Here is a 15005-nt window from a genome sequence, read left to right as displayed (position 1 = left end):
CCTGAAAATTGACAAAAAGCCTCAGCCGCAAAGAGGGGAGACTTGCCAATAAGCGATTTTACCCCATATAAGCCCCAGCGTTAATTACAGCTGCAGCGAAATTATTTATTAAGCACTCACAATTTCGACAAATCAATCAAGCCAGTTTTCCGCTAAAACCAGCAAATCATCTGTATTGATATATCCGTCTTGATTGAAATCAGAGCTGCTGCACCCCGGTTTGTTTAAGCAGTCCTCGGCAAGCCACCAATAAGCAAGATGTGAAAAATTCAGGTAGTCCAGTTTTGAGTCGTCTGGAACTATAGTTACAATTCCCTCGGTATAGAGCATTGAAGTGTCCCACATAAGCCCTTCCTCCAGCTGCGGCAGGATTTCAAGATAGAATTCCCCGCTCATATGGTCTGCACCTTCGATTAGCTGAAATGATGCGTGGGGCTCAAGGCTTATGCTTTCGTGCGGATTGAAGAATAATCTGCCGGTGATGTAAGTTTGGCACCCCTGTTCAAAGTGAAGCGCCGATAAGCCATCCACTTCTAAAGTGCCGTTATTCATTATGAAAGATTCTTCAATATGAACGCTGCCTTGCCCCCGGACAGCAAGTTTCTTGTAATTCAGATTAATTTCATCTGTAAGGTGAAGCTCTGTACCCTCATCAGCAGAAATATCGGTATGACTGCTGAGCTCAACAGGAACTGCTATCTCGTGGCTGCCCCTTTGAACTTCAATTATGCCCTGATAGTCATCTGATTCAAGGCTGATGCTTCCTGACCCGCCAATAGTATAAGACGAATCGTTTCTAAACCGAATTCCTTTAAAGCTGTAATCCTTATTCATCTGAGCCGCTGCAGGAGAATCTGCCGCGCTGCCGAAATTTGCGATTTCGTAATCTGTATCCGGCCTGCCACGGTAATACCAGTTGGTTAATTCTTCCCAATTTCCAGAGCCGTTTTTAGTCCAGCTTCTTTCTCCCTGAGCAGGCTGAGAGATTGCCAAATCTGATGTCTGGAACTGCGCAGGCGATTGGGCTGGTGAATCAATGTAATTGCCCATCGCATCAAAACGCAGTATTTTCCCGTTCTGCTGACGAACATAAACATCTCCATTATCGTCCTGAGCAACTGCATCTGGGCTGTTAAGCGGCTCGCCGTCAAAAGTGCTGCCCAAAACGAAACTGCCAAGAGGGGCATCCTGATGCTGCGTTCTTTCGTATCTCAGAATAGCGTCGCTGCCTGAATCTACAGCGAGAAAATGCTCAGGCGATGCGTTTCTGAAGTCTTCAATTCTGTGGAAGGTGAGCAGATTGCTGTCGTGCCCTCTGGGCGGTTTTCTCTCGCCGCCGCCAACATCGAAAGCCGTTCGGGAAGCAATCACCATATCATCCCCATCGAAATCAAAATTGAAATACTGAAACCCCTCGCCGAAAGAGCTGTTGTCAAGGTTTTCGGTAAAGATGAAAATCTTTTTCAGCTCCCAATTTATCAAGTCTTCTGAACAGAGCAGTCCTCCCGCAGTGCGAACAAGCTCAGGCGGAGTGCCCTCTCCCTTATGCACATCCAATACAGGATTGCTCAACACATAAAATTTGTCTGAAACAGGATCGTAAGAAGCTCCGAATTTTTTCTCTCCTCCCGGCAAGTGCGGGAAGGCGTTTTCAGCAGAGGCATTGAAGCTTAGTTTTGTTGCTGAGCTGGCTCTTATACGAGCGGTATGGGGAAGCCCGCGAATTTTCGGCAGGATGTAAATCCCGCTTTGAGCAGAGGCCACTGCCTGACCTTCAGTCCAGCCTCCATCCCATTCATCACCAAGCGGATGGCCGGTGTTTGAAGGCCAGTTGGTCATTGTCCACGAGCTTGCTTTTAGCAAATCTGCGCCGGTTGGGGCGGAGATCAGTCGTCTTGTGGCTCCAGACCAGATGCGCCCGTTAAACACCACAGGATTATTCGGCGAGCCTACACCGTGACTGCCCAGCAAGCCTGTTTGCGAATTGGAGGCATCTGTCCATGTACTGCCGTTATCAGTGGATTTTCGGATTACATTCTGCCCGCCGTCATCGTTGTATGCTCCCAGAAGATACAAATCTCCATTGTGAACAAAAAGGCTTGCCCTGAGAATGCCGTTAAGATTGGTAAGGTGCGTCCAGCTTGCGCCTCCATCTGAAGAACGAAACACGGAGGTTTTGCCCGTCTCGCTTGAATCAGAGCCCCATCCAAAACGGGCGTGGGAGGCAATGTAATCACCGTTAGGCAATACTGTTATGGATGGATCAGAGATGTAAACTGGATTCACCGGCACGCCGAAAAAACGTGAAGGAGCTTCAATGTAGTCTATAACACTGCCCGGTACGGAATCAAAATTAACAGCGTTAGCCATATAGAAAAAGCTTAAAAACAAAACAAAAACCAACTTTTTCATGATAAACCTCAAAAAGCGTGAAAAACTTTGATAAAATTATTCAAAAACATTTCTACTATATAATGTTCAGGCGGAGTTAATGTTTGACCTTTTTTTAATTTTGTTTGCTTGACCGGCAGATTTAATGATTTAGAATTCAGTTCACAGCCATCCCATAGAAGAACAAAATATAAGATGTTTCTTTGAAAATAGCGGGGTATGAGTTACACTAATTTCAACAAACTAACCAAAAATTAGGAGTAACTCATGACACCCGCTAAGCATCAATATACAGTTCTCAAGCAGATATGCCAATATATTCCTGCTTATCTTGTTTCAAAATTATCCCGGTTTTACGGTATTGACAAGCAATCACGAACATTTTCGTGCTGGTCTCACATTGTATCTATGCTTCATGTCCAGATTGCTCACAGCCTCTCGCTGAACGACGTTGCCGACACATTGCGTAATCATTCCGGAGCTTTGATTCCTATTCGCCGTGCAACCCCACCAAGCAGGAATGGGCTTTCTCATGCAAACAGGGTTCGAGATCCTCGTATGGCAGAGACTCTCTTCTGGGAGGTGCTGTCCCATATCCAAGCCCAGCATCCTAATTTTGGCAGAGGTCATAAATACTCCGGCCTTCCAAGGCGTTTTAAGAGAGCAATATATGCGGTTGATTCAACAACGATTCAGCTTGTAGCCAACTGTATTGACTGGGCTAAACATCGCAGACGCAAAGCCGCTGCAAAGTGCCACATGCAGCTTAATCTCCAGACATTCCTGCCTCAATTTGCTATTGTAAAAGAAGCCTCAACCCATGATTCGACAGAGGCTTATCAGCTCTGTCAGAACCTTAAAAGCGGCGAAATAGCGGTTTTTGACAAGGCTTACGTGGATTTTAAGCATCTGGCTGATCTTGACAGGCGAGAATTATTCTGGGTTACCAGAGCCAAAGACAATATGAAATATCGTTTTGTTAAACAGAATACAGAACCAAAAGGTGATATCCAATACGATGCATTAATTGAACTTGAAATGCCGAAAAGCTATGAGGCCTACCCGAAGCAGCTCCGTTTGGTTAAGGCTTATGTGGAAGTTAACGGCGAGAAAAAGCTTATGAAATTTATCACTAACAATACTCAGTGGGCGCCGAGCAGTATCTGCGGCCTATATAAATGCCGATGGGGCATAGAGGTGTTTTTCAAGCAAATAAAGCAGACTTTGCAGCTAAGCGATTTCCTAGGGCATAGCCAAGAAGCGATTCTATGGCAAGTATGGACGGCAATGCTTGCTTATATTTTAATACGGTATATAGGTTTCCTCGGCAAATGGAAAGGAACATTCAGTCGATTGTTTACTTTGCTGAGGGGTGTATTATTCAGCCGGCTGGATGTTTTTAGCGTTATGGCTGCCTGTGGGACAGCACGTGGTTCACCGCGTATGGTTGCAAGCCCTCAGCAGGCTTATTTGCCAGGTTTTAATATGTAGCAAGATTTTACGCAAAGAAAGAGGTGAAAAAAGAGTGGGCAGTATTGAGCAAATAACTGACAATTGAACAATAGCCAAAAAAATGCAAACTGGGGTGATTGAAATCCTTCAGGAAAAGGGCGTTTTAATACAATAAACAAGCCCTCAACGATAAATCTATGGACCTATGGGATGGCTGTGAATTCAGTTAGAGCATTCAAATGGCAAAGTATATCTTGAGGAATTTATGGCAGATTCAAGCAATCTTAATTCACATTTCAGGGAAGCCATGATAGAAACAGTTCCCTGCTCGGTTTTTGTTATGGGAGCAGGCAGAGTACGAGTATTGAATTATTCCTCGTACACTATAGTTACAATTCCCTCGGTATAGAGCATTGAAGTGTCCCACATAAGCCCTTCCTCCAGCTGCGGCAGGATTTCAAGATAGAATTCCCCGCTCATATGGTCTGCACCTTCGATTAGCTGAAATGATGCGTGGGGCTCAAGGCTTATGCTTTCGTGCGGATTGAAGAATAATCTGCCGGTGATGGAAGTTTGGCTCCCCTGTTCAAAGTGCAGCGCCGATAAGCCATCCACTTCTAAAGTGCCGTTATTCATTATGAAAGATTCTTCAATATGAACGCTGCCTTCCCCTCGGACAGCAAGTTTCTTGTAATTCAGATTAATTTCACCTGTAAGGTGAAGCTCTGTACCCTCATCAGCAGAAATATCGGTATGACTGATGAGCTCAACAGAAACTGCTATCTCGTGGCTGCCCCTTTGAACTTCAATTATGCCCTGATAGTCATCTGATTCAAGGCTGATGCTTCCTGACCCGCCAATAGTATAAGAAAAATCATTTCTAAACCGAATACCCTTAAAGCTGTAATCCTTATTCATCTGAGCCGCTGCAGGAGAATCTGCCGCGCTGCCGAAATTTGCGATTTCGTAATCTGTATCCGGTCTGCCACGGTAATACCAGTTGGTTAATTCTTCCCAATTTCCAGAGCCGTTTTTAGTCCAGCTTCTTTCTCCCTGAGCAGGCTGAGAGATTGCCAAATCTGATGTCTGGAACTGCGCAGCCGATTGGGCTGGTGAATCAATGTAATTGCCCATCGCATCAAAACGCAGTATTTTCCCGTTCTGCTGACGAACATAAACATCTCCATTATCGTCCTGAGCAACTGCATCGGGGCTGTTAAGCGGCTCGCCGTCAAAAGTGCTGCCCAAAACGAAACTGCCAAGAGGGGCATCCTGATGCTGCGTTCTTTCGTATCTCAGAATAGCGTGGCTGCCTGAATCTACAGCGAGAAAATGTTCAGGCGATGCGTTTCTGAAGTCTTCAATTCTGTGGAAGGTGAGCAGATTGCTGTCGTGCCCTCTGGGCGGTTTTCTCTCGCCGCCGCCAACATCGAAAGCCGTTCGGGAAGCAATCACCATATCATCCCCATCGAAATCAAAATTGAAATACTGAAACCCCTCGCCGAAAGAGCTGTTGTCAAGGTTTTCGGTGAAGATGAAAATCTTTTTCAGCTCCCAATTTATCAAGTCTTCTGAACAGAGCAGTCCTCCCGCAGTGCGAACAAGCTCAGGCTGAGTGCCCTGTCCCTTATGCACATCCAATACAGGATTGCTCAACACATAAAATTTGTCTGAAACAGGATCGTAAGAAGCTCCGAATTTTTTATCCCCTCCAGGCAGCTCGGGCAAAGCATTTGGTTTAGAAGCATTAAAGCTTAATTTACTTTGGGAGACAGCTCTTATCCGAGCAGTATGGGGCAGACGCATTTGCGGCAGAACATAAACCCCGCTTCGGGGCGAGGCCACTGCCTGACCTTCAGTCCATGCCCCATTCCATTCATTCCCAAGTGTGTGGCCTTTTATGGAAGGTTTGTTGGTCATTGTCCACGAGCTTGCTTTTAGCAAATCTGCGCCGGTTGGAGCGGAGATCAGTCGTCTTGTGGCTCCAGACCAGATGCGCCCGTTAAACACCACTGGATTATTCGGCGAGCCTACGCGAGAGCCTCCGCCATGACTGCCAAGCAGGCCTGTTTGGGAATCGGAAGCGTCTGTCCATGTACTGCCGTTATCAGTGGATTTTCGGATCACATTCTGCCCGCCGTCATCGTTGTATGCTCCCAGAAGATACAAATCTCCATTGTTAACAAAAAGGCTTGCCCTGAGAATGCCGTTAAGATTGGTAAGGTGCGTCCAGCTTGCGCCTCCATCTGAAGAACGAAACACGGAGGTTTTGCCCGTCTCGCTTGAATCAGAACCCCATCCGAATCGGGCGTGAGAGGCAATATAATCGCCGTTAGGCAGTACCGCAATAGATGGATCGCAAACATAAACCGGACTTATCGGCAGACCGAAAAAACGCCATGGAGATTCGATATAGTTTATAACGCTGCCCGGTACGGAGGCTAAATCAGCGTTAACAAAGCAGCAAAGCCCTAACAGCAAAACTGAAACCAATTTTCTCATAATTAGACTCAATATAATTGCATCTTATAAAGTTTCACGATAATTGAACGAAGACATTTTAAGTATATAATGTTCAGGCGGAGGTAATGTTTGACCTTTTTTTAATTTTGTTTGCTTGACCGTCAGATTTAATGATGTAGAATTCAGTTGGCGCAGAGTTAGCGCATTCAAATGGCAAAGTATATCTTGAGGAATTTATGGCAGGTTCAAGCAATCTTAATTCACATTTCAGGGAAGCCCTTATAGAAACAGTTCCCTGCTCGGTTTTTATTGTTGATAAAAACCGCAAAATCATATTCTGGAGCAAATCCGCTGAGCAGCTCACCGGATTCAGTGCAGAGGAGATCCTCGGGAGCACCTGCTACAAGCTCAGGATGAATATATGTGCGAGCAAAGACCCTGAAATCCGCAAAACTTTCTGCCCTCTTGAATCGGGTAATGAAGGGGCGGAGGTAGAGTGCGAGATGATCCGCAAAGACGGCAGCACAGTTCCCGTCATGAGGCGAAGCAAGCCGGTTTACGACGATTCAGGGCAGATGATCGGTGCTATTGAGGCGCTTATAGATGTGAGCCTGATAAAGCAGGCGAGAACTGAAATCAGTATACTCAAGCACGAGATTGCAAGAAGGGGCAGCTTCGGCCAGCTCGTTGGCGGGTCTGCGAGGATGCAGAAGCTCTACGAAACGATCAAAGTGGTCTCGCAGACAGATGCGAATGTTGTGGTTGAAGGGGATACCGGCACAGGAAAGGAGCTGATCGCCAAAACAATCCACAACGAGAGCCTGAGGTCTAAGGGGATTTTTCTCGCCGTAAACTGCGGGGCGCTTCCCGAATCTCTTCTTGAGGCAGAGCTGTTTGGCCATGCTAAGGGAGCTTTCACAGGCGCTGTTCAGACACGTACGGGATGCTTTGAGGCCGCCGGCGGAGGAACACTTTTCCTCGATGAGATTGGCGAGATGCCGCTTACATCTCAGGTAAAGATACTGCGGGCGATACAGGAGAAGGAAATTACAAGAGTAGGAGAAACTGCCCCGCGCAAGATTGATGTGCGAATTATTGCGGCCTCAAACCGAAATCTCTACAAGATGGTTCAGGAAGGCACTTTTCGTGAAGACCTCTACTACAGGCTTAATGTGGTTAATCTGCGCGTGCCATCACTTTCCGAACGAAGGGAGGACATCCCCGATCTGGTTACTCACTTCATCCATCAGTTCAATTCCGAGTACGGCAGAAACATTGAAGGCTGCTCGCCCTCTGCGATGGAGAATCTCCTCAGCAGAGACTGGCCGGGGAACGTACGCGAGCTTAAGCATTCCATAGAGCATGCGTTTGCGGTTTCGCTGAAGGGACAGAAAACTATCACAGTTGAATCTCTGCCGGCCGTAAAAACAAAATCAATTGATTTTGAACAAGAACAGACCAGCCTTCCTTCAGATCCCAAAACTGAACTTCTTGAGGCTTTGAAAAAGACAGACGGCAACAAAACCAAAGCTGCAAAACTGCTCGGCATAACAAGGGCTGGGCTCTACAAGAGAATGAAGCGCTTTGGCATAGACGCTGGTTAGCGCTAACCGCATATTGTTAGCGCATATATAATTAGCGCATGGCATTATTCCCCGCAAATGAAAGGCCTTTAGGGCTTTATCACATCGCATACTGTCATCTTTATTTTTTGGCATACTTCTTTCTTAGCTCTCTGCAAATGGTTATACAAGGCTGTTAAATGAATCAAGAGAGCAATCAAACATCCACAAAAGATCTCAGCAACAGAATTAAAAGCGGCACATGGCTTGTAATGTTTGCTGCAGAGTGGAGCAGTCCGTGTATGCGTCAGGCTGAGATACTCGATGCAATAGAAGACAGCCTGCGCGAAATGGGTTTAAGGACGGCTCAATTAAGCTCTGAAGTTTTTCCGGAACTTGCAATAAGCTGGAACATTCTTGCATACCCCACAATTCTTATTCTCAGAGAAGGCAGGGTTAAATGCCGGCTTATAGGTGTGCAGTCTGCTGAGGCTATATGGAAAGCAGTTGACAGAATTAACAAAAAATCAAATTAACAAAGGAGATGGCAATGGGAAAAGGTATGAAGGTAGTGGTTATCGGTGCAGTGGCCGCGGGGCCGAAAGTGGCTTCGAAGATTATAAGGCTTATGCCTGAGGCAGAGGTAACCTGCGTCGAGAAGGGCAGGTTCCTTTCGTATGCAGGCTGCGGACTTCCGTACTACGTTTCAGGTGTGGTGGAAGATCAGGCAGAGCTTATGAGCACGCCGGTGGGGGTTGTGCGTGATCCTGTGTTTTTCAGGAATGTAAAAAACGTGCACGTGCTCGAGCAGACAGAGGCCGTATCGATAGACCGCAGCGGAAAAAAGGTTTACGCAAAGGATATAAGAACGGGAAACGAGATTTCGCTTGATTACGACAAACTTGTGCTTGCAACAGGTGCTTCACCTTTTATCCCTCCGATAGAAGGGACAGACCTGAAGAACGTATTCACGCTTCACGGCGTTGATGATGCAGAGGGCATAAAGGCAATGCTCGCAGAGCATAAGGCAAGAGATGCAGTGATAATCGGTGGCGGGCTTATCGGCGTAGAGATTACTGAATCGCTAGTGCATACCGGCTGCAGGGTAACGATGGTTGAGATGATGCCCCAGATCCTAACTATGTTAGACTGGGAAATGGCAAAGCTCGTTGAGCAGCATATGGAGGCCAAGGGCGTTAAGGTGCTCACAGGAACGAAGGTTGAAAAGGTTGAGGGCGAATCAGGCGTTGTTCAGGCCGTGCAGACTTCCAACGGGAAGATATGCACCGATATGGTTATTATGGCGGTAGGGGTTCGCCCGAATACTAAGCTTGCCAAGGACGCAGGGCTTGAGCTTGGAGTTGGTGGCACGATTAAGGTTAATGACCAAATGCAGACAACTGACCCCGACATCTACGCCGCAGGGGACTGCGTTGAGATGGAGAACCTCATCACCAAAGACAAGTGCTATGTGCCGCTGGGCTCCACTGCCAACAAGCAGGGCAGAGTGGCGGCTAATAATATCTCAGGCAGGAAGGATTCGTTTCCCGGGATTCTTGGAAGCGCAGTTTGCAAGGTATTCGATTTCTGCGTAGCACGTACCGGCCTGAGCGAAGAGCAGGCCGCAAGCGCAGGCTATGAGGTGGAAACAGTGCTTTCGCCTTCGCCGGATAAGGCGCATTTTATGCCCGAGGCGAAGATGCTGATGCTCAAACTGGTGGCCGATAAGAAATCCGGCCGGCTTCTGGGACTTCAGGCAATAGGGCCTGGGGCAGGCGATAAGAGGGTGGATGCAGCAGCAGCGGCAATATCTGCCGGTATGACTATGGAGCAAATTTCTAATCTCGATCTCTGCTACGCCCCGCCCTTCTCGCCGGCTATGGACAACCTCCTCACAGCGGCCAACGTTATGCGGAACAAACTCGACGGAGATATGGAAGGCATCTCACCACGCCAGCTCAAAGAAAAAATTGACGACGGAGAAGATATGTTCCTGCTCGATGTAAGGAGCGAGGGGGAATTCAATGAAGTGCGGATACCCGGGGCAGTGAATATACCGCTGGGTATGCTCCGCAAGAGGCTTGATGAAGTGCCCGAAGATAAAAACACGCAGATTATTGTTTTCTGCAAAATATCCCTCAGAGGATACGAGGCAGGGCTGATACTCGAAAACGCTGGCTGGAAGAATGTGAAGATTCTAGACGGCGGAGTTGTAATGTGGCCTTTCGAAAAAATTACACCATAACACTAATTACCTATTACCACTCCTTGCAAGGGGCGGCGCAACGGCCGTCCCTTCTTTTCTCATAGCAGAACGGCATTGAGAAGCTCATAGTCTATGAGATTGGCGGTCTTTCTAAGGTCGAATTGGGCAGCGATGTCTATTGCCTCTCGGGCGTTCTTTTCGCGCAAGCCTTTGTCTGCGATGAGGCTTTTGAGCCTCTCGGCAAGGTCTTCTGCGCTGCTTCCGTAGAGCAGCAGTTCGCTGTTATTGAATGTTTCAGGATATGCTAGCCTGTTTGGAACGGCGGCAGCGCATCCTGCAGCAGCCCCTTCCAGAGCTGATATCCCGAAGAATTCGTGATTGGCAGTGGATACAAATATATCGCTGCCTTTGAGAACCTCCAGATACTCCCGCTTTGATTCTTTAAAGCCCCAATTCTCTATAACATCTGCAAATTCAGCCTTTGCCTGATTGAAAATTGCAGGTGCGTTTGCAAAGCTCTGGCCTAAAACATTCATCCTGAATTTATACCCCTGCTCTCTTAGAATCCTTGCGGCAAGGAAGAAGTCTTCGGGGTTTTTATCGTGTTCCCATCTTGCTGCCCAAGATATTTGCGGAACATCTCGAAACGGTATCCTGCTTTCAATATTCCTGCAGATCCCCGGATATGCAACTTGAGACTTATCCCTGATTCTACCGAGAATTTCGAGGCACTTGAAGTCCGGCATCTTTTTGAGAACCTTCTCTGATTCGCTGAGAAAATCTTCTAAATGATATCTCGAATTGAAAAGCACCTTTTCAGCCGCCAGAGCGCTTGAGAGGTTGGTTATTCCAAACTGAAAATCCCTCTTATCTTTAATCTGATTGGGATAGGTGAACTGATTCTCATGGAAATAAATAACAGATGGCACATTCGCTTCCGGGCAGATCCCTTTGAGCTCTGCAAGGTTAAGCATATCGGAGCAGAAGATTGCATCAAATCCGTGCCCTTGGGATTTCAGCTCAGAAAGCCTTTTTGCCATCTCGAAAGCGCTTCCCCGCATTCGCCATTTCCATTTCCTCGCCGGCATTGAGAGCAAACGAGTATTGTGCTGGGAGTTTTCGCAGAATGCTTCTATAAACGCCTTGTGGCTGCCATCAAAATAGGGCTCTATTATCAGTACGCTTAGTTTTTTTTCCATTGGGGCTGATTAGTTTTACGAAAAAAGTATTGTATGTTTGCCGCTTTTCTTGGCCTTCATAAGGGCGTTGTCTGCGGATTCAAGGAGTTTATGCAGATCGCTGCCTCCCTCGGGAAAGGAAGCCATCCCGCCGCTGAGGGTTAGCCGGCCGCGGGATGTTTCCACCTCAACAACATTTTCGCTGATTCTCCTTGATATCTCCGAGCTTTTAACTGGATGTTTGTAGTAATGACGTCTTTCATCTCCGCCAGTTTCGATAGATTCGTTTTTGATTTCGAAATCCCATATCATAACAGCAAACTCATCCCCGCCAATCCTTGCGAGCAGATCGTGGGGACGGAAGGAATTTCTAAGGGCGTTGGACGTATCTTTTATGATCTGGTCCCCAGCTAAATGGCCATACTGATCGTTGTATTTCTTGAAATCGTCTATATCGAAAAGAAAAACTGAAACAGCAATTTCGCAGCATTCGCTGAGCCTTAAAATCTGATTGCCCGCTTCTGTGAAAAATCGCCGTCTTCTAAGGCCTGTAAGTTCGTCGCAGTAGGCAATTGTGCTGAGCTTGCGGATTCTCGCTTCGTATGAATTTGATTCAACTGAATCAAGCTTACCGTTCTCAAGTATCTGGCTGAATTCAGATTCTGTGAGAGGGAGAATATAGTAGCCGCTGCATACGCCCTTATCCGATACTCTCTGCATTATCGGCTCGAAAATAGTTTCGCCAAGAAGATAGATTGAAGCCTCGGGGAAATTTGATGCTGTTTCTGCCAGTTTGGTAAATCCGAAATCAGCGGCTGAATCGAGAATGAAGAAAATCTTTGAGGGCTGCTTTGCTCTGGACTGCCCCCAAGCCGGGCATTCTGAAACAGCAAGCCTGCCTGCAATATTATCCGGCAGTCCCCAATATCTGCCTTCAGGGGCAACTATCAGTATATCGTCTTCTGTTTTCATATTTACTTCTGCTTTAGTTCGGGCAGGCTCTCAAAGGCCTTCGTTACGATCATATAATGGTCGAAGGCGAAATCCAGCTCGCCGAGCTTTTCTGCTGGAATCCAGCGAGCCTCTGCTGCGTCGTCTGCACCCTGAACCTCAGGCCTTCTGCCTGTAACCACTGCAATATAGCATACAGTTATCAATCTGCCGCGGGGGTCTCTTCCCGGGCGGCCGAATGCTGCAAACTGCTCAGCCGCATCCAAGCTCAGTCCTGTTTCCTCTTTCAGCTCTCTGAGGGCACCTTCCATTAAGTCTTCATCCATTTCAAGAAAACCGCCCGGAACCGCCCATTTATCCTTGAAAGGCTCTTTGCCCCGTCGAACCAGAAGAATGCTAACCTCCCCGTCGGCGGCGGAGAATACAAGCGTATCCACAGTTACCATCGGTCTCGGCCATTTGTATGTATATTCTCCCATTTCTGCCATACAGCTCTAAGTTTAATCTGATGATAAAATAGTATAAAACAACATCTTTTGCGGAAAAATTATGCAGCTTATCAGCCATTTTACAATTTTTACTGCAATATGCAAAATAAGTGGGTGATTCAAAAAATGATTAACCATCCTTATTTCGCAATTACCTCAGCATCTAATCTCCGCTAAATTTACTTGAAATTAATCTGTATTATTGATTGATTTTGAAGAGTTATAAATTTTAAAAGGTGCTGATGAGTGCTCTCCTGAGTCTTTCTGCAGCGTGCAGTTCTTTTGCAGAGTGAGATCCAGATTTCGGCCATGTTGGAAATGGAACGATTGACATCGGCAATTTCGTCATGCTTGCCGCACACAGTAGATTGATTAGAATAGCGTTAATCCAAGCAATTCTCTTAGCAGTTCGAGGAATATTCTGTAAAATACAGTGAGCTTGAAATTTTGAAGAAAGAGATTATGAAACAGAATACAACAAACTACCATACACATACATATAGATGCAAACACGCTTTAGGCGATGCGGCAGACTACTGCTCCGCAGCAGAGAAAGCAGGTCTCAAAGCGATTGGAATAAGCGACCATACTCCCCTGCCGGACGGGAAATGGGCGTCTGTGCGGATGGAAATGGATGAGCTGCCGGACTATTGCGAAAAGATTGAGGATGCGAAGAAAGAATTTACCGGCAGGTTAGAGGTGTATTCGGGGATGGAATGCGAATACTTTCCTAGATACGAGAAATTTTATAACGATACGCTTCGAGAGGAATTCGGCATTGAATACCTCGCTATAGCACTGCATTTCTATCCGCTGGGCGGCGAGGAAATAAGCACACATGCCTTCCCAATGGGGAAAGATGCGTTGAAGAGCTATACCGATTTGTTTGTTGAGGGGATCAAGACGAAGATTTTTGATTTCGCTGCTCATCCGGATTTGTTTCTCGCCAGATACCCAAGCTGGGACAGCTATGCAGAAAGATGCAGCGAGAGGATTTGCACCGCGGCCGCTAATTCGGGGGTGGCTTTGGAGATAAACGGCTACGGCTTCTGCCGTGATGATTTTTCGGGCTATCCCAACGATAATTTCTGGAAGATTGCAGCAAACTGCGGAGCGAAAGGTGTTATCAATTCTGATGCGCACTGCCCTGAGCATATAGATATCGGTTTCGAACGCTGCCTCGATCTGGCTGAGAGAATGGGTGTTTCGGTGGTTGATCCGGTTCGCACACAGGCAGCTAAACCTTCCTGATGGCAAACTGCGGACACGCAGATACGCAATAACCGCATTGCAGGCAATTCTCGCTGCTGATATCGGCCTTGCCATCCTGCATTGAGATGGCGCTGTTCGGGCAGGTTTCGATGCACTTCCCGCAGGCCGTGCATACAATGCGGACAACCTGAAAACTCTTGCTGCAGCCCTGCAGAGCGGGCAGGTTTTCTCTCTGACCGGAGAAATACTTTACGTTGCAGTCTATCTCCTCAAGGCTCACCATCCCGATTGAGATTGAGTGATAGCCTTTCAGGCTGCGGGCGTATTCGAGACAGTCTGAGTATTTATCCACATAATTCCCGCCGCCGAGAACCTTCATCAGATAAACGCCTTTGCCGGCATCGCTGCATTTCTCTATCGCTTGCTCCATATCCCCGCGGGTGCCGTTTATGATGCCGATTCCGCCGAGGCTGATAAGAGCGAACACCACATCTATATCATCCTGCTCTGCGGCCGCCGATACAACTTCGGGGCCGTGGCAGCTTATACCGACAGATAGAACCTTGCCGGCTCGCTTATTCTCTTTAAGGCATTCAAGTGCCCCCCTTCTCTGCTGGAATATTTCAGGCGTCGCCCGTGCTGCGTGCATATGGAAGATGTCTATGTAATCGATTTCGAGCTGCTCGATGGCCTCGTCTATCGCAGCCTGCATACTGTCGAAATCCGGAGCAGTGGATTTTGTGGCGATTACTGGGCGTTTGCCAGTGAGCTTCATTGCCTCGCGGATTGGGGCGTAAGTCTGATACATCTGGGCGGTATCGATAAAATTTATGCCTCGATTTATCGCTTCTGCTGTGAGGCGTGCGTTGAAATCCACCGGCTGGTCCTTCTGAAGAGGCCCCATCGGCAGAGCGCCGAAGCAGAGCTCTGTTACCTCAATACCCGTATTCCCTAAAACATTTTTCTTCATTATTTTCCTAACTCTATGATACCTGCAATTTCAGCTTACTATTCTAATCTCTATAAGCAAAATTTCAAAAATGAGCCGAAAAAAAGCCCGCCTGCATAATGCAAACGGGCCTTAAATTCGTTTTGGTTTTTC

General features: G+C 47.1%; 11 protein-coding genes. 5 read left to right on the top strand and 6 right to left on the bottom strand.

All coding sequences use genetic code 11. The features are described from left to right. Positions 1–132: 132 nt before the first annotated feature. A complete protein-coding gene (locus STSP1_RS09720) occupies positions 133–2370 on the bottom strand; it encodes a sialidase family protein (protein ID WP_123807031.1) in 2238 nt (745 codons plus the stop codon). A gap of 288 nt (positions 2371–2658) precedes the next feature. On the opposite strand from STSP1_RS09720, the gene STSP1_RS09715 reads away from it, so the two are divergent. Next, positions 2659–3882: an IS4 family transposase gene (locus STSP1_RS09715; protein ID WP_085754774.1), complete on the top strand. Its 1224-nt coding sequence runs from the start codon at positions 2659–2661 to the stop codon at positions 3880–3882. Positions 3883–4212: 330 nt separating this feature from the next. Here the strand turns inward: STSP1_RS09715 and STSP1_RS09710 are convergent, their stop codons facing one another. Then, positions 4213–6345 carry a hypothetical protein gene (locus STSP1_RS09710; RefSeq protein WP_085756150.1) on the bottom strand — a complete coding sequence of 711 codons (2133 nt, stop codon included), beginning with the start codon at positions 6343–6345 and terminating at the stop codon, positions 4213–4215. Positions 6346–6542: 197 nt separating this feature from the next. Here STSP1_RS09710 and STSP1_RS09705 point away from each other — a divergent pair, with 197 nt between their 5' ends. The 3 genes from STSP1_RS09705 (at position 6543) to STSP1_RS09695 (ending at position 10113) form a co-directional block, all read left to right on the top strand. Continuing rightward, the gene (locus STSP1_RS09705; protein WP_085756149.1) at positions 6543–7910 is read left to right on the top strand and encodes a sigma-54 interaction domain-containing protein; all 1368 of its coding nucleotides are present in this window, start codon (positions 6543–6545) and stop codon (positions 7908–7910) included. A gap of 158 nt (positions 7911–8068) precedes the next feature. Continuing rightward, positions 8069–8404 (top strand): thioredoxin family protein, encoded by a 336-nt coding sequence (locus STSP1_RS09700; RefSeq protein ID WP_085756148.1) that lies wholly within the window; start codon positions 8069–8071, stop codon positions 8402–8404. 14 nt (positions 8405–8418) lie between these two features. Continuing rightward, the gene (locus STSP1_RS09695) at positions 8419–10113 is read left to right on the top strand and encodes an FAD-dependent oxidoreductase (protein ID WP_085756147.1); all 1695 of its coding nucleotides are present in this window, start codon (positions 8419–8421) and stop codon (positions 10111–10113) included. 59 nt (positions 10114–10172) lie between these two features. On the opposite strand, the gene STSP1_RS09690 is transcribed toward STSP1_RS09695, so the two are convergent. The 3 genes from STSP1_RS09690 to STSP1_RS09680 are packed head-to-tail and all read right to left on the bottom strand — an operon-like array spanning position 10173 to position 12691. Beyond that, positions 10173–11273 (bottom strand): tRNA-queuosine alpha-mannosyltransferase domain-containing protein, encoded by a 1101-nt coding sequence (locus STSP1_RS09690; protein WP_085756146.1) that lies wholly within the window; start codon positions 11271–11273, stop codon positions 10173–10175. 15 nt (positions 11274–11288) lie between these two features. Next, on the bottom strand, positions 11289–12224 hold the full coding sequence (locus STSP1_RS09685) for a GGDEF domain-containing protein (RefSeq protein WP_085756145.1): 936 nt from the start codon (positions 12222–12224) through the stop codon (positions 11289–11291). A gap of 2 nt (positions 12225–12226) precedes the next feature. Next, complete coding sequence (locus STSP1_RS09680; protein ID WP_085756144.1) at positions 12227–12691, bottom strand: NUDIX domain-containing protein; 465 nt, start codon at positions 12689–12691, stop codon at positions 12227–12229. Between the two features lie 462 nt (positions 12692–13153). Between STSP1_RS09680 and STSP1_RS09675 the strand changes: the two genes are divergently transcribed. Continuing rightward, positions 13154–13942 carry a histidinol-phosphatase gene (locus STSP1_RS09675; RefSeq protein WP_123807030.1) on the top strand — a complete coding sequence of 263 codons (789 nt, stop codon included), beginning with the start codon at positions 13154–13156 and terminating at the stop codon, positions 13940–13942. Here STSP1_RS09675 and STSP1_RS09670 read toward each other — a convergent pair. Beyond that, positions 13929–14873 (bottom strand): aldo/keto reductase, encoded by a 945-nt coding sequence (locus STSP1_RS09670; protein ID WP_085756142.1) that lies wholly within the window; start codon positions 14871–14873, stop codon positions 13929–13931. The genes STSP1_RS09675 and STSP1_RS09670 overlap by 14 nt on opposite strands. Positions 14874–15005: the final 132 nt, after the last annotated feature.

It is taken from the genome of Sedimentisphaera salicampi (genome assembly GCF_002117005.1).
GTDB lineage: Bacteria > Planctomycetota > Phycisphaerae > Sedimentisphaerales > Sedimentisphaeraceae > Sedimentisphaera > Sedimentisphaera salicampi.
This window is presented reverse-complemented; position numbering and strand designations above follow the sequence as displayed.